Raw genomic sequence first — 22,952 nt, 5'->3', positions numbered from 1 at the left:
ATCAGCCTAGATCAGATGTCTTCTGAACATTCGGATTGACCTTTACCCCCTGGAAACTCGACCATCCACTTCTCCAACCACTTACCAACGTCTCCTGAAGTATCCCCCAGCCCGCTGATATGTGTATGGTCAGAAAGATCACCGGCAACCACACCATCAAATTGAAATTACGTCGCCGAATCGCAATCAACGCTGAGATCGTCAGCAACGTCGAGCAGTAAAGAAGCAAGGCCGTCCAATACACCCACAACAAGCGATCGTTGATCAGGGACAGCAGCGGTCCGCTCAACAAACCGGTGACGAACACACCCGGCAAGAGTGTCTTGAGACTCAATGTCTCTGGGTGTTTGCGCCAAAGACGAATGCGTCCTCGGCCATACCGAGACAGTTGCCGGTACAACGCCACCAGCGATTTTCTCGGCACATAATTCACGACGGCCCGTGTAGAGAAAAAACAACTCAAGCCAGCTTGGTCCGCGCGGTAATTAAAATCCACGTCTTCACACGCGTCAAAAGACTCATCAAAGTAGCCAATCTTCGAGAACACCTCACGACGATAGGCAGCCCCTACGCTGATCGCCGGGACAAAGCGATCGGTTTCTGTGTAAATGAACGAATCTGGATGATGGCCTAGACGGGATGCTCGTGCTTCCGCCACGGCTTTTTGCCAGGCAGTCGCCAGCGGAACTCGCAACGGCTGAGGACGGCCAATAATGTCGGCACCGCTATTCGCAAATGCGGCGGCTAAATCGGAAAGATGCGAGCGACTCTTAAGGGAACAATGGCCGTCAACAATCAGAATCAGATCTCCGCAACCGTTTTGGACTCCCAAATTTCGCCCTGCGCTGGACCACTGTCGCGGATTACTAATGACTCGAACGTTGAGACATTCACGCGAGATTCGGCTGACAATGTCTACCGTTGCATCGTCGGATTGTCCGTCCACCACAAGGATTTCAAAACAGTCGCGGGGGTAATCTTGAACCAGCAACATTTCCAAGGTCTTCTGAATGTGAGCCTGTTCATTACGCACCGGAACAACAATTGAAATAAACGCATGCGAACGAAGATCATCTTGACCTTCAACGTGTCGAATTTCGGTTGTCGATTGTAACCTTCTCACGATTTATCAGAAGCTCGCAAATCTTGGTTGGTTTTGTAGACGCACAACTATCAAAGTCATTTCAAATTCAGTTTAATTAACCATTCTCGACCGCTTACAGCCAAAGACTGGAACTGCAAACAACTCACGGAATTCTCGAAGCTTCAAGCCGTTCATTCAGAACGGGCAAGAACGATTCCAAGAATTCCAAGGCACCACCTTCGGAACCATCGATCGATGTCGTGATTCGCTCGGACAACTGCAGTTTGTATAAGACAGGATTACCGGCAACAGACCAGCGGGGCATTGTCGGAGCCACCCATTGGCCCGCGGCCTTCCAGCCGTAATAGACATTAATCCGCTGTTCTGACACATCATTCAATTGAAACACCACCGTCCACAGTTGGTTCTCCACAGCACTTCCAGCATCAACTTGTATCCGCTCACGATCTTGAACAAGACTGTAATTCTTTGCTTCGAAGCAAATCTCAGGAACATGAATTGACATCTTTGCACCGGGGCCAACCATAACGGCAATCGTCACCAATTGTCCCGTATCCGCATTCCGATAACTGTGATGGATAAATGCGCGACATTGCAACAGTTCCATTGCAGAGTCACCGAGTCCCTGTTTGCCTTCGAGGTGCCATCGACCAAATTGCTTTGGCAACTCTGCAAGAGCAATCGCGGATTGTTCGAAGTCCTGGTCCGCACCCCACTGCTGACTCATGCGTCCATCAAGGACACCGGAAGTTACCGTCACAAGCACAGCCAGCGCAATCATCATCGATACGTACAAGTTCAGCTTCACATTTTTGTCGTTCGATGGTGCCATCATTTCACACTAAGTCGCGTTGAATTATTCTGCAAGCGATTCTTCTACTTCCGTCATCCATTCAAGCTCATAGTCAGTTAAGAACGCCTTACGAACACCAGCATCCATTGCCGAGCGCAAAGCGTTCTGTGCAATCCGCCGATCACCGAGTCGTTGACCAGCAACCGCCAAATGCAATTGATAGCGGGAATCTGCATCGTTCGACAAACTTATGGCTTGCTTCAATAAATTAGCCGCCGCCTCGTGATCACCGGCTTGGATCAGCAGCACGGCTTTGGTGTCAAATAGAATTGGCACCGGCCGGCCGGCTACCGCGATCGCCTGATTAATGCACTGCATGGCTTCCTGTTGATGCCCTTTTTGATCCGCCAGAATCGAAGCGAGATTATTCCAAGCAAGGACATGCTGCGGAGTCACTCGCGTCAGGTGGCGAAGAATCTCAATTGCATCCTGCTGAAGCCCCTGTTTGAGTCGCAGATTCGCCAACGCAAACAACAAAGGTGGATCGTCTGGGTATTCCGCTTGGACACTTGTCAGCAGCTGATCAGAACGACGGTAGAAATCAGCCGAATACTCACCGTAAACCAGTACTTTTGCGAGCAGCGTGGCATTTCCCGGGGAAGGTTGTTCTTGGACTGCTCGTAAACACATCTCTAACGCTCGCGGAGCCTGTTGATTTCTCACCCAAAACAGCACCAAACCTTCGCGTTCCTCAGGATAACGTTCGAACAGCTGAGCAAATCGCAACTCGGATGCATGTATCTGTTCGAATCCTTCGAGCATTTCCGCAACTTGCCGCAACATTCTTCGTTCTACCGCCGGTTTGTCTGTTGAAGCAAATCCACGACGAACATAATCCTCAATCATCACATCCATTTTCTCGGATTCACCTCGAGCCAGCAGATATCGGACGCGCAACTTCAATAAGCTAAAACTGTGGGGCGATTGTTGTTCAAGTCGCCCCAGCCATTTCGGCACGTCATCCATGTGGCCCTGATTCAGTAAATGTTCGATGTAGCCAACGAGGTGTCGAGCGATTGGGCGTGAACGTTCTACCAACATCTCCCATTCAGCACCGGCCCGCTGGTAGTCACCGTCTCGCTCATAAACCATCGCCAAGGATTCTCGATCCTCCAAACGGTCCTCCCCCGCTGCCACCAGTTCTTCCAGGATTGCCCTCGCAATCCGGCGATCATCCGAGCGACCACTCTGCATCCGCACCATCGCCTCCGCACGTCGGTCGAACATCTCAACTCGATTTCCGTCGGGATTCAACAGGGCCCGTGCTTCCAGTCGATCGTTACTTTCCTGACTTAAATTGAGCCAACCGGCCAACAGTTGTCGGGCGCCCAGGTTACTCGGCGCCATTTGGATCGTATTCCGCACGACACGCTCAGCCTGATCCTCATCAAACGCGCGTAGAAAACGTGCATAATCCAACAAGATCTCAACTTGAGTTGGGGCATGGATAAGTGCTTGGTCATATGCCGTTTTCGCCTCTTCAATTCGGCCCAACCGCCGATAGGTTTGCGCGGCAATCCAATGCCGCCGTTCGACCGGCACATCCTCGAGTTTCTGCAACACTTCGAGCGCTTGAATCGCCTGTTCACTATCACCAATCCGCAGAAAATAAGAGAGCAATCCGGTCCAAGCAGGAGCATCCTCTGGTTTCAGTACGAGTGCTTCGTCAATCAGATTTCGTGCTTCCTCAGGACGCCCAGCGACCAGCAGCATTTGGGCCAACCACACGCGTGCGACTGCCTCACTGGGATGCAATTGCACATTTTTTTGCCCCACGCGCAAGGCCAACTTCAAACGATTTCGATCGGGAGCATTTGACCACGCAAGATCAAGAAATTGCGGATCAAGGGGTTGTTGATTTTGAAGATCATCCAGCCATTGGTCAGCTTCCACAAACCGTCCCTGCCGATGCAACAAGCGAATCAATCGCACGTAGATGCTGGCTTGTTTAAATCCTGAACGCAGCACACTTGCGTATTGGTCGATCGCTGCAGTATCTTCTTTGCGCAATTCGGCCAATCGCGCTTGCAGAATTTTTGTGCCAACCCACCAAGGACGTTTCGCTTTGATTTGTTCGGTCAAGTCTAACGCCCGCGCAACCGGCTGACCTGTCTCGGATTCGGCGTTCTCGAGAAGCAGCTGAGCGCGAAAAAATCGCCAGAGCACACCGTCTTGCCCCTCCAGGTCGTGTAGTTCGGCGACGAGTCGTTCAACTTGCTCCCAGTCGTGATCGAACACCGCCAACTCAGTCAATTGCGCAAGCGCATCAGTCTTGGTCAATTCCGACTCAAGTCGCTTCAAGAGTACGTTTCTCGCGGCATCAGGATCACCCTGACGATAAGCCAACATCAGTCGGGCGCGTTCGATCGAGTCTCGGAGATCATCGCGGTTTGCATCAATTTCCTCCAGCGTCTTCATCGCAGATTCGTAGTCACCGCGCCTTGCCGAAAGGACAGCCTGATAGAGGGACACCAAAGCTTCATCACCGCTCAGATGGCCAACCTGTTGCAACGCTTGATCCGCCTCTATTCTTTGCCCCAAGGCGTCATAAAGAAACATTAAGCGGGTCCACATAGGCAGTGACGTGGGCGCGATTCTCTCGGCGGATTGCAAGGCCTGAAGCGCCTCATCTTGCAAATCTGTTGTTTCGGTCGCTACGAGCTGAGTCGCGATCAGCACTTGGATTTCCCAGGAATCCGGCAACCGGTTGGCGGCCTGCTGGAGCAGTTCGGACACTGGCTGCCATGCTCGTTCGGCTGGCGGCAACTTGAGTTGCTGTCTCATCCGCAATTCAGCAAGCATTAACCAGATCGATTCGGGAACCGGCGGTCGGCCAATCGCATGTTCACAAAGTCGGATTGCCTGATCCTGTCGCCCGAGTGCATTCCAGGATCGCGCGGCCCACAGTCGTGCAATATTCGACCGAGGTGCGGCTTGCAGTGCTCGTTCAAAACTAGTTGCCGCAGCTTCCCAGCGTCGCAATTGTAGATTCGTCTTGCCCAACAAGAACCAAGCCTGATAATCGGCACCTTGCTCACCACGTTGTGCCCCGGCCGACAACGTGGCTACTCGACGCAGGACTATGGTTGCATCCTCAAATTCCTCACGAGCGATCTTCAACTTCGCGGATAGCAGACCATGCGATGCGACGGCCCAATCTCGTTGGCTCTCCTGTCCATTTGCAGCCAAGCGACTGATCGCATCACTAAGGGAAGCGATTGACATTTGAGCAGCCGCAAGATCTTGCAGAGCCAGTTGTGTATCAGCGAGACGTACAAGCATGGGCAAGCGACCCTTGCTAACTTCCGTAAGCGCGTGCTGCCAAACATCAATGGCTTCGCGCTGTCGTCCCAGTCGAATCAGATTTTCGCCCAGCCCAAGCGGTCCACGATAATCGGCTGGCCGGGTTTCGATCATGCGTCGGAAGTGACCCTCTGCTTGATCGAAATCACCGCGTGCTTCGGCGGCAACGGCCGCAGCCAAAATAACGGCCGGATTGTTGGGGGCGGTCACAACCGCTTGCTTCAAATCCGCTTCAGCTCCTGGAAGGGACATATTTTTGCGATATCGGTAGCGCGCCAGATAGGCCTGTTGACGATTCGGATTGTTTTGCACCATTTTTTCCATCACACCATCGGCAAGTTGCTCACGTGCCGGGTCATCCACTGACAATCCTTTGTGGTACAGGGCTACCAATCGCTCAGCAACTTCAAGATTGCCAGGCTCGAGGTCGTGCGCATGCTCCAATCCATTCATCACGTCGCGTAAGGGCAAGGGACGACCTTCAAGATACTGCCCAGCCTTTGCCAACGCACGATTGCGGTGCGAACGATGATCGTTGGGAAGTTGCTGCAGCGCCTTATCGGCTTCCTCTTCAGCTAACACGTACTGCTTTGTTTGAAGAAATAATTCAGCTAACCGATTGCGTAAATCGGTTCGCTCGGGTGCAACGCCTAACGCCCGATAGTACCACTGAATCACAACATCTTTCCCAACTCCCGTCGTGATCGACTTATCGTAGACCTCGGCGATCCGAGCCAGAATCTCTGTTTGGTCCTGGTCGGGAGCCATCATTTGCAAATAACGGTAAAGATACGACGATGCTTCGCCGTACTTCTCAGCTGACTCCGACTCATTCGCTTTGTTCAGTAGTGCGGCGGAAACACGTTTCAGTTGGTATTGGTGCCAAACAAACACCGCAGGAGCCCCCACGGCAAGAATTACAATCGAAATGATCGTAAGCCGCCAGTTTATTTGACGGCGGTACCTCACTGGCAGCTTCGTTATTTCAGGGACGATCGAGTTTTGTTGTGGCAGAACCGACATAAAGAATCGTTCTCGTGCTATTTGCTGTCTCTTTTAGGAATCAGAAGGAGGACGCGTATTCACGTAGGCATAGCTGCCGTAGCGACGAGCATACTGTCGACTGGGCACACCGTTGAGCACGGTACCAACGGGCGTCACTCCCACAGACAGCAACCGTTGGTAGGATAGACGGACGTGACTTTCGCGACTAATGTCGCGCATTGCGCACACAAGAGTTGCATCTGCATCACGAGCCATCACCAACGCCTCACTTGCGGCTAACACAGGTGGCGTGTCAACAATGATATAACGGTAATTTGCTCGCGCATCGCCGATCAATTGTTTGAATCGACTGCAGCCTACTAGCTTATGAGGACTCTTGGTCATCTTTCCAGCCGGCAAAATATGGACGTGCTCACTCCAATCACGATTAATGGCTGATTCCAATTCGCACTGATCGGCGAGAACTTCCGCCAATCCGGGACTTCCCTTTACTTGAAAGATGCGATGCAGATCAGGAGATCGCATGTCACCGTCGATTAATAGAGTTGGCAACCCGGAAGCTCGAGCGAGACTGACCGCCAGTTGAGACGCGACACTCGTTTTCCCTTCTCCTGACACGGCACTCGAAACGACCAGAACTTGTATCCGTTCGTCAGTTTGCGAGAGCACCAATCCAGTTCTCAGACTGTCGATGCTTTCTTCGAAGAGACCCAGTTGAGTCGAGTCGGTTTGCTGCTGACCTGCGTTTTGTTTTTTTTCGGGCAGACAGGCGATCTCACCGACGACTTGCAGCTTCCCGCCGGCCTGGAGCTGTTCGACGCTCGTGACACGACGCACCGAGCGTTCCCAAATCGCGCAAACACCGAACGGCAAGCAAAGACTGACAAGAGCCGCACCAATCAACATCTTCCAAGGCAACCTTTCAATTGGAACCTTTGGCAAAGTTGCTTGCTGCACCAATTCGACTCTTGAAGGTGCGTACATTTCCGTCCCGATTTGAGCGGAGCGTTGAGAAATGCTATCGAACACAAGTTGCTTTCTCGCAAGCTCTGCTTGCTTGAATTTCAAATCAAGTGTTTGCCCACCCGATTGGCTCATGGTATTCACCATCGCGTCATAATTCGCTCGCATGCTTTGGACGATCAGCTTCTGCGTTTCGAGCTGTGTTTTGAGTTCCGCCAATTCCTGCTGACGTTTCAAACCGGCAAATGCCTTCATTTCCTCACGGATACGTGGGCGGTTTGCATCGCGTAGGGCCTGCAATGAATCTTCGAGCAAATGAATTTCCGTTGACAACTTACGATATCGCGGATCGGTTTCTCCCAGGTTAGACGCAGCTCGGACTCGATCACGCATAGCCCGTTTTTGATTGAGAGCTACCAACACTCTTTGAACTTCTTCGCGTTCTGTTATTTCTCGTTCGATCAGAACGTCAGGAACCTTGGCACCGTCCAGAACAGAGTCTTCCAGAGCTTGAACCTGTGCAGTCAACACCTTGCAATCAACTTCCGCCTTGGCCAGATTCTCTTGGACACTTCTCAGCGGACTCTCACTGAGGATCACGTCAGTCCCCATCAAAGCGGTGGCTCCGATTGTCGGGTCCTTGGCAACAAGCTGCTTCTGGAGTTGCCGAACCTCGGATTGCAGCAATTTAATTTCCTCGCCGCGTCGGGCTCGTTCGTTCTCAAGCAACATCATGACTGACTGCGAATGGCCGCCTCGCCTTTCCTGACGCATCGTGAAGTAAGCATCCACCACCGCGTTCACCAATCTGGCCGCATTTTCAGGATCCGCACCTTCATAAGCAACCTCCAACAGTTCCGACTCCCCTTTGGGGACAATGATCAACCCACGTCGCGAGAGCCAATCAACCGGATCACGTCGATTCCGTATTTCTGGAATTCGTGCAATGTCCGATTGGCTTAAGACACGTCCGAGTATCAAAGGACTTCGTATTAACTCGACTTGAGTGTGGACAAACTTTTTATTGCTGTCACGATCCGCAGCTTCCTGATCCGGAAAGGCCACATACGGCTGTACACTCTTGACCTGCAACCACGCTGAGGCCCGATACTTGGGACTGAAGCTCCACATTACGAGGCTTAGAAAAAGCACAAGTAGAACAAGTGTGACGGGCAGAAGGATCTTCCACCACTGAGTCAGAATCGAGACCAACAGTCGGAGCGACGGGTCGGAATCGGAACCACCTAGGCTCGCCATGTGTCGATTCGTTTTCGGTACTGCCATGTGTCTGAAGCTCTTCATTCAATTACGTTAAGCGTTAACATCGGCCATCAAGATCACGCATCAACTCGATTCCGAGTCACCAGATCGTCAAGCCGCATAACTTCAACCTGGCGAACCAAACACATCAGGTAGCGTTGAGTTAGCGCAAACAGCGTTGCAGCAATCAAAATCATCACCCAACCAGCTGAATCATGATTAAACTTCTGAGCCACTTCAGAATCTGTCGCATATCGATACAACAGACCGGTGATCGTGATTCGACTCGCATTCGCCACCAGAGCGATCGGCACCACACAGCACAACAACAAGGCTTGCTCCCACAACTCACGTCTCGAGGCGATCAAGTAAGCGAACGCTAAAGCGAATGCACCGACGAAAATACGCATTCCAGAACAAGCTTGCTCTACATGCAATTCGTGCGTCCCCAGAAGAATCGTGGTTCCTTCAGCAAACGCGGGCTGCCCGAGGCATTGGAGAGAAAAACAGCTTAACGCGGTTGCCACGCGCTGGAGTGGAACACTCAAAAGTCGCTCTACTTGGAACGGAAGTGGCACCATAAAAAACAGGAACAAGACTGCGGGCATCGTCCAGAAAAACAGTTGGCGACCACCGACCAACAGCACCGCACCGGACAACCAGATGATCATCGAGTACCCGTCAAACGAATCGAATGCATAGCGCAAACCAACCCAGCGAAAGACAACGCTGACAACGATCAGACCGATCCCCCAAGCATTGGGTGCTGGTGAGATCCTCGGCAGGTCGCTTCGCCGCACCCAAAGGAATCCCAACGCAAAGGGAACCACCAAGAAACCGTGCGAATAATCAGGTTCGCGTTCCCAGGTAGCGACCAACTCGCGAATAGTATCCCAATAGGCCCAAGCGAAAGAAATCGCGAGGGCAACGATGGAAATAAAACGACTACGCCTATTCATTTGGTTGACACAATTCAAGCTGAAGGCGAGATTGCTCAGACTCCGTCCACGTCGGTTGACACACTTGCTGCACGCACCGGCGCAGTCTGAGTGACCCGTACAAAACGCTTCTTCGTTACTAGACGGAAGATTGGAAATGTGAGTAAAGCGATAATCGCACGACGACTGTTTCTTCCTGACAAGCCGACGAACCACTCACTCGAATTGCACGAACGACTTAGCAACTGTGAACGAACGGCCGAATGGCGTCCGAATTGGCAAACCACAGCCACCGCTGAAATCGATTCGTTTATCTATTTGCCGTGCTAAACGTATAGCCCTGAATCTCTATTTTTCATGACCCAGTGTTCCAGTCTAGTCGGACATCAAACCCTGTCAATCAATCACGTCAACCGGTGCCTGACGGGCTGGCTTCGATGTGTCTGTTTCTTGACTTGCCCCCCTCAGGTGCAATACTCCAGAGAGGTAACAGCGTGAATGATCGTCAAGATTGGCACTTGGCGGAACCGGTACTTGGCTGACTAGTCGTCGCGGCACTCGCATTCGTTTTACTACTCGGGACGAGGAACTCGTTGTAATCATGCCCGTACTCAAAGCAGAGCCAGTGATCCATCCCACCAATCTGCTGCAGCTCGCATCGACAACTGGAAACCGCCGTTGGTGGGCGGTCTACACAAAGGCTCGTCAAGAAAAGGCCTTCGCGCGTCATCTACTCGCGATGAACGTCCCTTTTTATCTGCCGCTGATTTCCAAAGACAACCTGATTCGCGGGAGACGCATTCAGTCATTCATACCGCTGTTTAGCGGATATGTTTTTCTGTTTGGCGACAAAGAGGAACGCACCCAGGGTTTGAAGACGAATCGCACTTCCATGATTCTTCCCGTGGATGATCAGGCCCAGCTATTAATTGACCTACGACAAGTCTCCACCATGATCGACGCAGGCGCTGCCTTGACCGTCGAAAGTCGACTGACCCCCGGCAATCGGGTGCGGATAAAAACCGGGCCGATGGCTGGACTAGAAGGAAAGGTCATTATTCGCCGAGGACAAACACGCCTGTTGGTCGCTATACAAATGCTGCAACAGGGCGTGTCTGTGGAAATCGATGACTTCCAACTCGAATCTCTCAACTAGCGAAATTTGAGCGACGAGTTGGGTGTACGATCAGCCGTATTGGTCGGCGGAAGAGCTGCTTCCTCCTCCCGAGAGATAAAGCGGATCATGCGGAGCGGCGATCCGGCCGGCTCCGAAAGCCGGTAAACTGGCGCGTTATGAGTCTTCGAGGTAGCCGGCAGGATCTTGAATGTTGGCACGGCATCATCGGTCGAACTCACCTGGAGAGCAGGCTTTTTGACTGCCACCTTCACACCGCCTTTCGAACTCTTCGGCTGAGTCGACAACGTGACCTTTGGTTTTGCTGATCTCCCTGCTGGAATCACCGCGTGTCCAATCGTCTCATTGGCGAATTGAATCATCGGTTGTGAAGAGTTCACCTTGGATTCCGCATGGCGTTTCGCTGCCTTTGCCGAATGTACGATCGGTGTCGACTCTCGACTGATAATCGACGTCTGTCCGGCACCGGCAAAGCTGATAGCCTGGTCGCCTAACAACGTTTCGCTCAGAGGTTGAATCATGGCAGGTTCTACGATCTCCATCCGCTGACCGACCGGACGACGCGTGACCTGGCTTTCCCATATTTCAACCGCCGAAACGGCTTCAAAGTTCAGCAAAGACGTATCGTCCATGAGTGAAGCGACCGATTCTTGCTTGCTGATCGTGCCTTCCGCCTGATGCGACATTTTCTCAGCATCCAAAGAGATTGCCAACGGTTCGGGAGCAACCGGACCGTCGACTTTCACACCAAATACATCTAACGATTCAGGGGAATGCTGCGATCCTTGTGGAATTATCGGATCCTCGTCGCCGGCTGGCGGTAGAGGCTCTTTCAGAAGCTGCTCGAGCGGATTCTCCTTCGATGGAGGTCCGAAGAGGTCTCCGGGCTTCGCAGCATCGGCGGGCTTCGCAGCATCGGCGGGCTTCGCAGCATCGGCGGGCTTGGCAGCATCGGCGGGCTTGGCAGCATCGGCGGGCTTCGCCAGCTCGGGAAAAATCGTCGTATCTTGTGGATTTACCGCGTCAGGCAACGAATTGAGATCACCTTTGCCCCTGTCCGCATCCGGTGTTTCCACCACGCTGGGATGTGCGGTGATCTCTTCCTCGGCAAGCAAGCGATCAGGTGGCGGACAATTTGGGCAGTCAGTCGGCCAGCTCTGCCAACAAGTTGGCTCGAAGCCAAAACAGGCCGGTTCGACAGTACAATATTGGCCATGTTCTTTTGGAATAATTCGACCAGTGTGAGGACTGTGATAATAAGAGCGGTGCTGCTCAGTAATTGCCTCGTTAATCGCGTTATAGTGTGTTAGATGGTAGAGGCTGGCACACCCACTCGTAGTAAGAGCGGCCGTCACCAAAACCAGACACGCCATCCAGGACTGAGAGTTTCTTTTTCGCATTACTCGCATGGTATTCACTTTGCGCCTTGCAATAATTTGCGACGTTTCCTTCGTCGATTTAACGAGTCTAGGTTTCCGAGCGTAAACCAGTTTTGAAATGACTAGATTCCAGCGTTGTTTCTGTTACCCCCACCCGTCAGCACCCTGCCGGAAAGCCGAGTCCCCACACCGACACCTAGCAATGTGAAGCCCATAATTCGCTCCAAGGGAGCCGTAACCTTCGCAATCTGGGTGTCCCAAGCGATGAGTTTGTCTTCCGCGATAAAGACACGGTCACCAGGCATGATTTGGTAGTTGGTGTGAGGTGAAGCCCGTTCGGTTACCGCGAAATAGTCGACCGGAAGAATCTGAACTTGGCACGGATCATTCGTCGGCCTCGCAACCCAAATCTTTTTGGACGAAACTTGTTCCAGGCCTTGGACGTTTGAAATCGCGTCTAGTACCGTTTCATTACCGGTAATCGGATATTTGAAGATTCCATCACCGAGCCCAGCACCTTGCATCACTATGTAATAGACCTTGCTGTTGAACGCCTGAACACTGACGGCAACTTCTGGCTCATCCAAATAGTTTTTCAGATGCGTTTCAATCGCCTCTTTCGCTTGGGCCAATGTCGTTCCGACAATCGAGACGTTGCCATACCCGCCGAGCGTGATTTGGCCGTCGGGTTGGACCAAGAAGTCACCTAGGATCTGCTGGGAAGCGGCCATTTGAGCAAGTGCAACCGAAACTCCGGGGGAAGTTAGATATTTTCCCAAGTGCTCATAGATGGCTTCTTGTGCTTCCTCAACCGTCATCCCGGCAACTTGTACCGTTCCGTAGTCCGCTCCAAGATTGAGCGATCCACCAGGCTCAACGGGATACATTCCGGATATCTGAGCCTCGGGAAGCGCTCCACTCACCTGAATCGAAAGAACATCCAATGTTCGCAGACGGTAAGGCGCCTTGGGCACAATATGAATGCCTTCGATCATCAAAATGTCAGGCGGCTCAATGACGTATTCTGGCAACGCGACCTTTGACAGTTCGCGAGGCATCGTCTCGTAGACCGGCGGGAGCCGGTCTACACCAAATGCCGGGTTTTTTGGATGCCGGGCCGCCGAATGGCAACCCACTGCAGGTAAGAGCAACAGCAAAAGACACAGGCCGTGCCAGCGTTGAATTCGTCCGTGAATTCCGATCATCGTTATCCAATCCGTGGACTGAGTTCCGTTAATTCTTCACGTCTCCGCGTGAACGATTCCCGCCCTGTTCGTGACATCTAGCCAACCCGCGATGGGCAAAACCAGCCTGACACGTGCCATCTCGCACTCAACGGATGACTACCAGCCAACATGAAAGAGAAACGGACCACCGTTGCCCGTGTCTCCCGCTCGTCAAAGCACCCTTGCTTTTGCCAGCTATCTTGACTGGAAAACATGCGAAGACCGTTAGCTTCCAATTGATCCTTAGGAGCGCATGGTGTCTAACCATCATCTTCGGCGTCATGTGTGTAATCGACTCCCATTGACCCTCAGATTGAGAAAGGAAGACAAGGCCTGCAAACCCTCCATCAACCCCGTATTTTCACAACGCGAAACATCTTAACGCGATCAGATTGCGATCAAGTGGAAAGCTTAAATGTTTCGAAATGCTTCCGGCCTGTTTCAGCCGATATAAACGTAACCATCGGATCTTCGATGCCACCAAGACCTTTCTTGAGCTTTGTCGCTCGATAAGGTTAAAATAGAAAAGACGAGTCGCAACAGGGCTCGGCAATTCGAATAGATCGCTGGAGCAATACCATGATTCGTCTGACCGTTATCATTGCCATCAGTGCTATCGCAACCCTGGCAACACAGGATGCCATGGCTCAGCGAGCAACCAATCAACGCGCGCCAATTCGCACCCGACGACCACCCATCAGTCCCTACGTGACGCTTTTTCGTGGTGACAACGGGGGTCTCAACAGCCTCTACGGTTTCTACCGTCCCAGAGAGCGAACTTTGCAATTCGCGAACGATGCCACCCGTGAGTTGCAGTACCAACGGGACGCGTTGTCGCGCGATAGAGTGGAACTCCAACGCGAAATCGACAACAACGCTAACCAAGCCGCCCAGCAGCAGACACCCCAGTTACAAATGCGACCAAGCGGGTCAGGCATTCGCCGACAAGCCGCGAGCTTCATGGGGCATTCGCGTTATTTCCCGAATAGCAATCTCGGCGGTCGGCAACGTTAACCGTTAATCCAGCAGCTGTGCTTCGCTCGCTTCGATAAATCCATCGCCATTTCGATCGAGCTTTTGGAACAGCTTGGCTTGCCCCAAGAACTCTTGGGGGCTGACCTTTTGGTTTCGGTTCGTGTCCATCTGGACGAACCAAGTTGGACCGGGAAAATTCTGACGCATCAAGGCTCCCATCACCTGAGTCCCGAAACGTTGATTCTCAGAGCGGCCCCAAGAAATTCGAATCGATATGGCGATGGGAACATCTTCCGCGTAACCCGTCCCGTCGCTCGTTACAACTGCGGCGGATTGAAATCGGCAGACCGAATAATCGCCCGCCATGTGGCCGCCAAATGCGTGGAAAAACGAGGCGAACAAATCAACTGTTCAATCATTACGACTCGTTTGCTCCAGACTCATCCTTGAGAAATCCGCGAACCTCGGCGACGCGAGAAATCAGGCCGTTCAAATCAAGACTCACGCGTCGAAAGAATTCTGCATTGGAAGCCTGAGCAACTGGAACAATGCCCGTTTCCTGCCAACGCTGCACCATCAAATGATCGGGACGCCGAATCCGACTGCGATCAGGATCGCCACTGCGCGATGTATCCTCTTGCTCTATCTTCTACCAGAACCGAAAGAATGGGTGAAGCCCTCATGCAGTGTATCCTTTTCGGTCAACTCATCCAAATCTTATCATCGGCTCAAACAAGCTGCAGTTTAGATCTCTCCTCACGAAGTGGAGAGTCAATTCATTCTCACCGATCGCCACAAAGAGCTGCGGCGACCTAAAAAACTATCGACAGGGTCGATTTTTCGACGTCGCGAGATGCTTGCTCCGCTACTCCCCATGGCAACCGGCTTCACCCTGAAACAAACCCACCTGGCAGAACAAAGCGGGGTTATCCCAACCGCCCGACAGGCGACTCGACGGCTTCGCCGCAGGACTTCTCACAAGCCATGGTTGCAGCACGGACCGGCAGGATCCAAGCGTAGGTCAGCAAGTAAATTGTTTGTTTCAGCTTATCGAGGAAAAGCTTGAGGGAACGTTGATTTTGAGACCGCCCCCCTGGATTTCCGCGAATCAAGTACGACAACCTAGAAATTGTTATATTGAAAGATAAGCTGGCAACCGCCGGCGAGACAATTACCGGCTCCCGACGAATGAATCCGTTTCGGCTCTCCCAAGAGACATCCATCATGCAAAATTCCATCAGCTTTCCAACCCAGCTTGTACTTCTGGCTGCATTTTTACTCCCGACAACGAGTCTGGGCACAGAGCAAAACTGGACCGAGTTTCGGGGAAGTCACGGGAATGGGCAAGCCGCCGAGAATACGGTTGCGACACGTTGGGACGAATCGAACCATGTGGAATGGAAAACAGCCATTCCAGGCAAAGGTTGGTCATCACCGGTTATTTGGGACAACCAGATCTGGGTCACGACTGCGTCCGAGGACGGCAAAGAGATGTCAGCGATCTGCGTCGACAAACGCACTGGTGAGATCATCCACAACATCTTGTTATTCACCAATGAAGCACCCCGCTTTTGCCACCCGACAAACAGCTACGCGTCACCGACTCCAGCGATCGAGGCTGGGCGTGTATACGTTCATTTCGGAAGCTACGGGACCGCATGTTTAGACACGCAATCAGGGGATGTGCTTTGGCAGCGCCGCGACCTTGAATGCGATCACTGGCGAGGGCCTGGTGCTTCACCAGTGATTTCTGGCGACCATCTGATCGTGCCCTACGATGGCTTTGACCGACAATTCATCGTTGCCTTCCACAAAGATGACGGTAGAACTGCATGGCGAAAAAATCGCAACATCGACTACCGGTCGGAAAACGGAGATTTCCGCAAAGCGTATTGCACGTGCACCGTGATCAAGCATGCGGGTCGATCGGAGTTAATCAGTCCCAGCGCGGCTGAAACCATTTCTTACAACCCGCAGACGGGAGAGGAATATTGGCGTGTGCGTCATGGCGGAATGAACGCAGCGACCCGTCCGCTGTTTGCCGACGGCTTGCTTTACATCACGATCGGCGATGCGATCGGCAAGACCAAGTCTTCGTTACTTGCGATTCGGCCTGGCGGTCGCGGCAATGTAACAGAGTCGCATGTGGCCTGGTCGCAATCAAAAGGCGCGTCAAAGCGTCCTTCGCCGCTAGTGATTGGCGATCTCCTCTACATGATCAGCGACGATGGAGTCGCGTCATGCGTCGATTGCAAGACAGGCGATTTCGTTTGGCGCAAGCGGCTTGGCGGCAATTTCCGCGCATCACCCATCTCGAGTGGTAATCGCATCTACGCTTTCGATCTGGACGGCGTCTGCCACGTCTTCAAGGCCGGACCAGAATTTGAACTGCTGAAAAAAAACGAGCTGGATCACGGCTGCCAGGCTTCAGCGGCAGTGAGCGGAAACCAGCTCATTGTGCGGACAACAAAGCATCTCTACAGCATTAAGCCTCAACCGCAACGTTAGAGAACGGGTGAGCAAAGTCGAGCAACACGACTACCCACCACTTCCGCAGGCGAAAGTCGGTCGACGTTTTCCAACAGAGTCGACGTTGACAAGTCGTGTTCCAACATGGCTTCGACCAGCTTTGCAAAGCCACGATCGATTACCAAAACTGAGATCTCGAAGTTCAATCGAAAAGATCGGTTATCAAAGTTTGCAGTGCCAATCGTCGAAACCGAATCGTCAATCAAGAGAACTTTCTGGTGCAGGAATCCCGGCGCGAACTCATACATCCTGACGCCCGCAGCAACCACTTCATCGACGTATGACAGGGCGGCCATTTTGATAAACCATTTGTCCGCCAAACCGGGAATCAAGATCCGCACGTCGACCCCACGCATGGCGGCTAATTTCAACGCGTCAATGATCCCTTCGTCGGGGACGAAATAAGGACTGGCGATCCAGATCCGTCTTTGCGCACTGTTGATCGCATGCATAAAGAACAGGCCACAGGTTTCGTCATCATCTGCGGGCCCGCTGGGCAAGACAAACACAGTCTTGTCAGCAGATTTGCTGACGTGGGTTTTCCATGAGAGCTTCGGGAAAGACTTGGTTGCCCAATGCCAATCCCCCACAAAGGCAAGTTGAATACCCAACACCGACGGACCTTCGATCTTCAGATGCGTATCTCGCCAGGGCGTCAGGCGATCATGCTTGCCGACGTATTCATCGCCCACATTGTGCCCTCCGACAAATGCGACTCGGCCGTCAACAACGACAATTTTCCGATGGTTACGGAAATTAACTTGAAATCGATTGTGTCGCCCTTGGCTTGTGTTCATGCGACTAACATGCACCCCGCCTTCGGCTAAATCTCGCAAGTAGGTCTTCGTCATGCCCTGAGATCCGACTTCGTCAAACAGCAAGTAGGTATTGCACCCTTGCTTCGCTTTGCGAATCAAGCGATCCTTCAACTGCCTGCCTAACTCGTCATCATGCACGATAAAAAACTCACAGACCACATACTCTTCGGCTTCATCGATCGCAGCAAAGATAGCGTCGAAAGTTTCGCGGCCATTTATCAACAACTCAACATCGTTTCCGCTTAGAAATGGCAAATCAGCCAACCGCTCGAGCGCGCGAGCTTCCCCAATCACAGATCCCAGATTGACACGATAGTTCGCGACCTGTTCGCTCAGATCCTTTTCGATCTCTGTGACGCGAACATCTCGAATACGACGCGCATTCACATTTCCTTGGAATTTACTGCGGCCAAAAATCCAGTACAACGGAACGGCGAAGACAGGCCAGGTGATCAATGCGAGCATCCAGGCGATTGTTCCCTGCGACGTGCGCGTACTCATCAGCGCATTATAGGCCGAGATCAAGCCCAAGATTTCAAAGATCACAACCAGCGTGATGACACTGACCAGTATCACCTGATAATCGCCCTCGACCAACGTTTCCTCGGTCATCCAGGCGGTAAAGATACGACGAATCATTTCGTTTTCGCTTGCCTCAATCTACTCTCAACTTGACCCCACCTCGGGAGCAGAAGGAGCCGGATACTCATAAATACGATAGGTCTTCAAAAGCTTGGCGCCACCTCTCTCGAGCGTAGCGCGCGACAAGTGATTCGATTCGAGCACCCAGGAAAACTCGCAATCCTGGACTCCCCAACTCATCACGTCTGGCACCAGTCGCGAAACCAACAATAAACCAACGCCCCAACGTTGAAATTCGGGCAAGACGTTTGCGCTGATCAGACGAATACTCTTAATGGATTTTTTGTTCACCAAAAGCTTCAGAAAACCGAATGGAAACAACCGTCCGTTCATTTCCCGAATGCGCGAGTTATAATCAAGTAACGCGAACACGGCACCGACCGGCTTACCATCGATCTCAGCGACACTTGTCATCTCAGGCGCGATCAACATCTTGAGCGACTTGGCCAAATGATCGACCTCGCCACTCGACATGGGCACAAACCCCCAGGTTCCACCCAACGACTTGTTGTAGATATCGAGAAACATCCGCACGTCCTCGTCAAACCTCTTGGTGTCCATTCTTCGCAGCTTGATGTCGAATCGACGAGTGGCCTCCTGGACGATAAAAGCGAGCTTCTCGTCGAGGGATTCCAACATATCGACATGACCCCAGAAAGCATACAAATCCTGCACTTTGCCAAGGCCCCAGTTTTCGTAGAGTCGAGCATGATAGGCAGGGTTGTAGGTCATCATAAACCGGGGAGAACTGTCAAATCCATCAATCAACGAACCCACTTCGTAGTTGAGCGATGGATTACAAGGACCCCGTAATGTGTGAATATCTTGTTCGGCAAGCCATGCTTTCGCCGCATCGAACAGACCATTTGCCACATCTTGTTCGTCGATCGACTCGAAAAACCCGAAGAAACCAAGCTGCTCATCATACCGTTCGTTATGAGCCGGATTGATGATTACCAACACTCGGCCACAGGGCTCCCCATCTCGATAAGCAAGAAACGCTTGCGACCGCGCATAGCTGTAAAAGGGGTGGCGGCTGAAACCCACCAATTCCTTCTGGTTTTGCCTCAGAGGCGGAATCCAATGCGGATCGTCCGCATAAAGTTTCCACGGTAGCGACAGAAATTGCTTTCGTTGACGTCCTGTCGTAACTGGAACAATCTCGATATTTGGCATCCGTTGCTCTCTCAAGCCTAGTGACCAGATGTATGTACTCACAGATCGACTCAAAATGAAGCGAGAGCCACAAAAGCCGATCATTCCCGACCCTATCATCGGAATCGGTCATAGATTATCACGATTTTGCCAGTCCACGCACCCCCAACGTCAGACCGGCCAACCGTTGTAAAAACCAATACGTGGCTTCACAAATCGACTCCGTCACTTGGACTGATGCCGGACAACGATCCACGGAAGCAAACTTGATCGCTCTTTCAGGACATGTTGCTACTTTACAACTCATCGCAACGGCAATTATGCTGCACGTTTCCATTCCTCGACAACTCTCGTTTTTCGATCATCCATGACTTATCTCGTCACCGGTGGTAGCGGTTTATTGGGCAACAATATCGTTCGAGCTCTTCTCGATCGGGGCGTCCAGGTTCGGGTGATGGTGCGTAAATCGACCGATCCTAAACCATTGGAAGGTCTGGATGTTGAACAAGCGGTTGCCGATTTGCGCGATGGAGCCGCGATCAGCCGCTGTGTCGATGGCGTAGATTGTGTCATTCATGCAGCGGCCGACATTCATATTGGCTGGAAGAACCTTGAACAGCAACGGCGGATCAATGTTGAAGGAACGCGATTGATTGCTCAAGCTGCAAGGCAAACTGGAGCAAGAATGGTCCATGTTTCCAGCGTTGACGCATTGGCTGCCGGAAGCCGTGACAGACTGGTCGATGAAAACGTCCCAATTGGCCCAAAAGTCCCCTGCACCTATGTGGTCACCAAACGCGAAGCCGAAACGGCGATTGTTGATGAGCAGTCCCAAGGCTTACGCGCAACCATTGTAAATCCTGGCTTTATGCTCGGCCCCTGGGATTGGAAACCATCTTCTGGACGAATGATCCTGGCAATCGCCCAACGATGGGTTCCAATAGCACCCGTCGGAGGTATGAGCGTTTGCGACGTCCGCGATGTGGCAAACGCAATCATCCAAATTCCGGAACAAGAGCAAATCGGTCGCCGTTACATTTTGGCCGGCACCAACATCACCTACCTCGATGCGTGGCGACTGTTTGCCAAGGTCACTCACCGCCCTGCCCCAATGTTCCGCATGGGCCCTCTCATGCGTTGGGGGGCCGGAATGGGTGGCGACCTTGCAACTCGAATTACAGGGAAAGAAGGTGAGGTCAACTCCGCGTTAATTCGGATGTCGAGCCTCTTCCATTACTATGACAGCACGAGAGCTCGCCAGGAATTGAATTACCAAATCCGACCGATCGAGCAAACGGTTGGCGACGCTTGGAGCTGGTTACAAGAACACGGACGTGCATCGACCTGAACAGCGGCTAGGCGTGTCAGCTTGAGCAGCCATCGCCACTAGAACTGGCGTTAAGCGGGCCAACGCGCGGCCACACCTGCATCAAGCTTACGCCCATCCTCGGTTCGAATCGACAAGCCTCTCGAAATCGCACCCGATTGACATCGCCCAAAGAAGGTGTCCTCCAGACAGGCAGAAAGCTCAGCGGGACCAAAGCCCGGGCTATGGCACGTTAGCAGCACGAACAAACGGCTTTTTGCCGTTAAAGTAGCGCAGTCCCTCAACAGGGGCATTAAATCCCTGGAAAGCTTCCAATTCTCAGATTTCGGACCGTGCCCGTACGAGGGCGGATCCAAGATCACCGCATCGTAACGGTTGCCACGCTTCAATTCCCTCGTAACAAAACGGGCAGCATCTTCGACAATCCAGCGAATCGGCGCCTCTTGCATTTCTGACAGGAGAGCGTTTTGCCGAGCCCACTGCACGATATTCTTTGCTGCATCCACGTGAACCACTTGAGCTCCGGCGGCGGCAGCTGCCAAGCTGCTGGCTCCTGTGTAGCCAAAAAGATTGAGAACGCGAGGCTGGTTTCCGTGTCGCCTGACCTGCCTGGCAATCCAATCCCAATTGGATTGTTGCTCTGGAAAAACGCCCAAATGACCAAACGGAGTGGCTTTCAGCTGGAGCCGAAACGACCCGCAATTCAATGCCCACTCGGGGGGCAAACCATCGGCTGGTTGCCAACGCCCTTGATCCGCGGTAATCCGAACGTACTTGCCAGACGCTTGTCGCCATTCAGTTTTGGCGACAAGCGTCGCATTCACCGCAGCCGGACAGGGGCGATCAGTAATCTGCTCCCCAAACCGTTCAAGCTTGCGTCCCGCACCAAAGTCTAACAAGCTATACTCGGTGGATTCCAACATTTGCGATCTTTCTCAGAGTAGGCTTTGTCCGATCGTGAAAACTAAGAATAATATAGAATGGGCGTCCGTTTAATCCCTGCCGCTCAATTGAAACTTCCCTCGGCCAGTCGCGAAACGTGAAGGACAGGATAAGGAAGATCCCATGCCAATGTTTTTTTGGTTTGTCATTCTGGTGCTTAGCCTCTTCGGATCAAGCGTGGCAAACGGACAGCCCCAACCGGATAGTGCCACTGACGCTCAGATCAGTGCTTGGGTAGGCAAATTGGAGTCCGACAACTACGCGGCTCGAAGTGTTGCCACAGAACGTCTGATTCGAGCCGGTCCGGCTGCGATTGCCCCCATCGTCAGCGCGTCCGAAACGGGGGGTCTGGAAACGATCATACGTGGAATCTACATCCTACGACAGCTGGCGTTAAACTCCAAAGACGGCGACGTCCAAACGACAGCCTACGCCGCGTTGACACAAATCTCAAACCGTCGAATGACAACTGCCTCACGACGAGCAGCGTCTGCCATGGCCGCTATTGATGAGACTCGTCAGCGGCAAGCTCAACTGAAACTTGAGCAGTTGGGAGCCACCGTTTCGATACAACAGATACCCTTTGCGGCACAAAGAATCATCGCCTTCCCAACCGTCAGATTCTCGAAGGGTTGGCGGGGATCTGTCGAAGACTTGAAACAACTGCGTTGGCTAACGAAGAATTCCGAGACGCAACCAGGCGCAAACTGGATGCTTTCGTTCCACGGAGACCAAGTCACCGATGCGTGGCTAACGCAACTCGCAACTCTCGACAACGTGGCAATGGTCCAATTTAATTCAACGGCAGTGACGGATGACGGTGTCGCACAATTAGGTGACATGCCAGACTTGGAATTTGTCGACTTGCTATACACACCCGTCACCGCCAAGTCGCTGACGCATCTGCGTTCCGTACAGAAACTGCAGAGACTCAAGATTTACGGTACAAAAATATCTGCAGAAGAATCCGAACAGTTCAAAAACGAATTTGTAACTGTCGACGTAGATCATCGACAAGGTGGTTTCCTGGGCATTGGCTGCGAGGATAACCCTTGCCGAGTGACTCAGGTTCGCGTTAACACCGCAGCGGCAAAGGCGGGGCTGCAGATTGGTGACATTATCACTCACTTCAATGATGCTCCGGTAAGGACGATGGATGAATTGACGCGAGAAATCGCCAAAAATTCGGCCGGCGACTCGGTAAAGGTTGCCTACCGACGCGGCGTTCAAACTTTCAACAGCAATGTCACCTTAGGTCGTTGGGAATAAATAAACTTGGCATGCAGCCTTTTCTCGACTGGAAGATTCGTCCCAAGGAATCGCGATTTTTCTCGCCGATAAGCAATTCATCGACAACATCTACCCGCAGCCTTTCAATCACAATCGAATGCCAGACA

The 22,952-nt window shown here is 52.4% G+C and carries 18 protein-coding genes; 6 read left to right on the top strand and 12 right to left on the bottom strand.

Features of this window, described 5'->3' with window-relative positions; all coding sequences use genetic code 11:
- Window position 1: 1 nt before the first annotated feature.
- The 5 genes from P8N76_13805 to P8N76_13785 all read right to left on the bottom strand — a co-directional run bounded on the left by P8N76_13805 (window position 2) and on the right by P8N76_13785 (window position 9,448).
- Window positions 2-1,123, bottom strand: coding sequence for a glycosyltransferase family 2 protein (locus P8N76_13805; protein MDG2382740.1), 1,122 nt, complete (start codon window positions 1,121-1,123; stop codon window positions 2-4).
- A 124-nt stretch (window positions 1,124-1,247) separates the two neighbouring features.
- A complete protein-coding gene (locus P8N76_13800; GenBank protein ID MDG2382739.1) occupies window positions 1,248-1,940 on the bottom strand; it encodes an exosortase-associated EpsI family protein in 693 nt (230 codons plus the stop codon).
- 21 nt (window positions 1,941-1,961) lie between these two features.
- A complete protein-coding gene (locus tag P8N76_13795; protein MDG2382738.1) occupies window positions 1,962-6,284 on the bottom strand; it encodes a tetratricopeptide repeat protein in 4,323 nt (1,440 codons plus the stop codon).
- A 33-nt stretch (window positions 6,285-6,317) separates the two neighbouring features.
- Entirely contained in the window at window positions 6,318-8,513 is a 2,196-nt protein-coding gene (locus P8N76_13790) for a polysaccharide biosynthesis tyrosine autokinase (protein MDG2382737.1), read from the bottom strand.
- A gap of 53 nt (window positions 8,514-8,566) precedes the next feature.
- On the bottom strand, window positions 8,567-9,448 hold the full coding sequence (locus P8N76_13785) for an exosortase/archaeosortase family protein (protein MDG2382736.1): 882 nt from the start codon (window positions 9,446-9,448) through the stop codon (window positions 8,567-8,569).
- A gap of 138 nt (window positions 9,449-9,586) precedes the next feature.
- Between P8N76_13785 and P8N76_13780 the strand changes: the two genes are divergently transcribed.
- The gene (locus P8N76_13780; protein MDG2382735.1) at window positions 9,587-9,757 is read left to right on the top strand and encodes a hypothetical protein; all 171 of its coding nucleotides are present in this window, start codon (window positions 9,587-9,589) and stop codon (window positions 9,755-9,757) included.
- Window positions 9,758-10,028: 271 nt separating this feature from the next.
- On the top strand, window positions 10,029-10,583 hold the full coding sequence (locus P8N76_13775; protein MDG2382734.1) for a transcription termination/antitermination NusG family protein: 555 nt from the start codon (window positions 10,029-10,031) through the stop codon (window positions 10,581-10,583).
- Here the strand turns inward: P8N76_13775 and P8N76_13770 are convergent.
- Together P8N76_13770 and P8N76_13765 are read right to left on the bottom strand one after the other, a co-directional pair.
- Entirely contained in the window at window positions 10,580-11,980 is a 1,401-nt protein-coding gene (locus P8N76_13770; GenBank protein ID MDG2382733.1) for a hypothetical protein, read from the bottom strand. The genes P8N76_13775 and P8N76_13770 overlap by 4 nt on opposite strands.
- Window positions 11,981-12,063: 83 nt before the next feature.
- Window positions 12,064-13,146, bottom strand: coding sequence for a polysaccharide biosynthesis/export family protein (locus P8N76_13765; protein MDG2382732.1), 1,083 nt, complete (start codon window positions 13,144-13,146; stop codon window positions 12,064-12,066).
- 600 nt (window positions 13,147-13,746) lie between these two features.
- Here P8N76_13765 and P8N76_13760 point away from each other — a divergent pair.
- Window positions 13,747-14,181 carry a hypothetical protein gene (locus tag P8N76_13760; GenBank protein MDG2382731.1) on the top strand — a complete coding sequence of 145 codons (435 nt, stop codon included), beginning with the start codon at window positions 13,747-13,749 and terminating at the stop codon, window positions 14,179-14,181.
- Window positions 14,182-14,184: 3 nt separating this feature from the next.
- On the opposite strand, the gene P8N76_13755 is transcribed toward P8N76_13760, so the two are convergent.
- On the bottom strand, window positions 14,185-14,508 hold the full coding sequence (locus P8N76_13755) for a hypothetical protein (protein MDG2382730.1): 324 nt from the start codon (window positions 14,506-14,508) through the stop codon (window positions 14,185-14,187).
- A gap of 52 nt (window positions 14,509-14,560) precedes the next feature.
- Window positions 14,561-14,719: a DUF1549 domain-containing protein gene (locus P8N76_13750; protein ID MDG2382729.1), complete on the bottom strand. Its 159-nt coding sequence runs from the start codon at window positions 14,717-14,719 to the stop codon at window positions 14,561-14,563.
- 647 nt (window positions 14,720-15,366) lie between these two features.
- Between P8N76_13750 and P8N76_13745 the strand changes: the two genes are divergently transcribed.
- The gene (locus P8N76_13745; GenBank protein ID MDG2382728.1) at window positions 15,367-16,650 is read left to right on the top strand and encodes a PQQ-binding-like beta-propeller repeat protein; all 1,284 of its coding nucleotides are present in this window, start codon (window positions 15,367-15,369) and stop codon (window positions 16,648-16,650) included.
- Here the strand turns inward: P8N76_13745 and cls are convergent.
- Together cls and P8N76_13735 are read right to left on the bottom strand one after the other, a co-directional pair.
- Window positions 16,647-18,128, bottom strand: a complete 1,482-nt coding sequence (cls, locus tag P8N76_13740) for a cardiolipin synthase (GenBank protein MDG2382727.1) — start codon at window positions 18,126-18,128, stop codon at window positions 16,647-16,649. The genes P8N76_13745 and cls overlap by 4 nt on opposite strands.
- 27 nt (window positions 18,129-18,155) lie before the next feature.
- Complete coding sequence (locus P8N76_13735) at window positions 18,156-19,349, bottom strand: N-acetyltransferase (GenBank protein ID MDG2382726.1); 1,194 nt, start codon at window positions 19,347-19,349, stop codon at window positions 18,156-18,158.
- Between the two features lie 304 nt (window positions 19,350-19,653).
- Here P8N76_13735 and P8N76_13730 point away from each other — a divergent pair, with 304 nt between their 5' ends.
- Window positions 19,654-20,634 (top strand): NAD-dependent epimerase/dehydratase family protein, encoded by a 981-nt coding sequence (locus P8N76_13730; protein MDG2382725.1) that lies wholly within the window; start codon window positions 19,654-19,656, stop codon window positions 20,632-20,634.
- A gap of 50 nt (window positions 20,635-20,684) precedes the next feature.
- Here the strand turns inward: P8N76_13730 and P8N76_13725 are convergent, their stop codons facing one another.
- Window positions 20,685-21,536, bottom strand: coding sequence for a class I SAM-dependent methyltransferase (locus P8N76_13725; GenBank protein ID MDG2382724.1), 852 nt, complete (start codon window positions 21,534-21,536; stop codon window positions 20,685-20,687).
- Window positions 21,537-21,678: 142 nt separating this feature from the next.
- On the opposite strand from P8N76_13725, the gene P8N76_13720 reads away from it, so the two are divergent.
- Window positions 21,679-22,824, top strand: a complete 1,146-nt coding sequence (locus tag P8N76_13720) for a PDZ domain-containing protein (GenBank protein ID MDG2382723.1) — start codon at window positions 21,679-21,681, stop codon at window positions 22,822-22,824.
- Window positions 22,825-22,952: the final 128 nt, after the last annotated feature.

This window comes from Pirellulaceae bacterium, from assembly GCA_029243025.1.
Taxonomy (GTDB): Bacteria; Planctomycetota; Planctomycetia; order Pirellulales; family Pirellulaceae.
This window is presented reverse-complemented; position numbering and strand designations above follow the sequence as displayed.

Excerpts from the sequence above, each read along its gene's own strand:
- P8N76_13800 (MDG2382739.1), bottom strand. The coding sequence starts at position 1,940 with ATGATGGCACCATCGAACGACAAAAATGTGAAGCTGAACTTGTACGTA.
- P8N76_13795 (MDG2382738.1), bottom strand. The coding sequence starts at position 6,284 with ATGTCGGTTCTGCCACAACAAAACTCGATCGTCCCTGAAATAACGAAG.
- P8N76_13790 (MDG2382737.1), bottom strand. The coding sequence starts at position 8,513 with ATGGCAGTACCGAAAACGAATCGACACATGGCGAGCCTAGGTGGTTCC.
- P8N76_13785 (MDG2382736.1), bottom strand. The coding sequence starts at position 9,448 with ATGAATAGGCGTAGTCGTTTTATTTCCATCGTTGCCCTCGCGATTTCT.
- P8N76_13775 (MDG2382734.1), top strand. The coding sequence starts at position 10,029 with ATGCCCGTACTCAAAGCAGAGCCAGTGATCCATCCCACCAATCTGCTG.
- P8N76_13765 (MDG2382732.1), bottom strand. The coding sequence starts at position 13,146 with ATGATCGGAATTCACGGACGAATTCAACGCTGGCACGGCCTGTGTCTT.
- P8N76_13760 (MDG2382731.1), top strand. The coding sequence starts at position 13,747 with ATGATTCGTCTGACCGTTATCATTGCCATCAGTGCTATCGCAACCCTG.
- P8N76_13755 (MDG2382730.1), bottom strand. The coding sequence starts at position 14,508 with ATGGCGGGCGATTATTCGGTCTGCCGATTTCAATCCGCCGCAGTTGTA.
- P8N76_13750 (MDG2382729.1), bottom strand. The coding sequence starts at position 14,719 with ATGGTGCAGCGTTGGCAGGAAACGGGCATTGTTCCAGTTGCTCAGGCT.
- P8N76_13745 (MDG2382728.1), top strand. The coding sequence starts at position 15,367 with ATGCAAAATTCCATCAGCTTTCCAACCCAGCTTGTACTTCTGGCTGCA.
- cls (MDG2382727.1), bottom strand. The coding sequence starts at position 18,128 with ATGATTCGTCGTATCTTTACCGCCTGGATGACCGAGGAAACGTTGGTC.
- P8N76_13730 (MDG2382725.1), top strand. The coding sequence starts at position 19,654 with ATGACTTATCTCGTCACCGGTGGTAGCGGTTTATTGGGCAACAATATC.
- P8N76_13725 (MDG2382724.1), bottom strand. The coding sequence starts at position 21,536 with ATGTTGGAATCCACCGAGTATAGCTTGTTAGACTTTGGTGCGGGACGC.
- P8N76_13720 (MDG2382723.1), top strand. The coding sequence starts at position 21,679 with ATGCCAATGTTTTTTTGGTTTGTCATTCTGGTGCTTAGCCTCTTCGGA.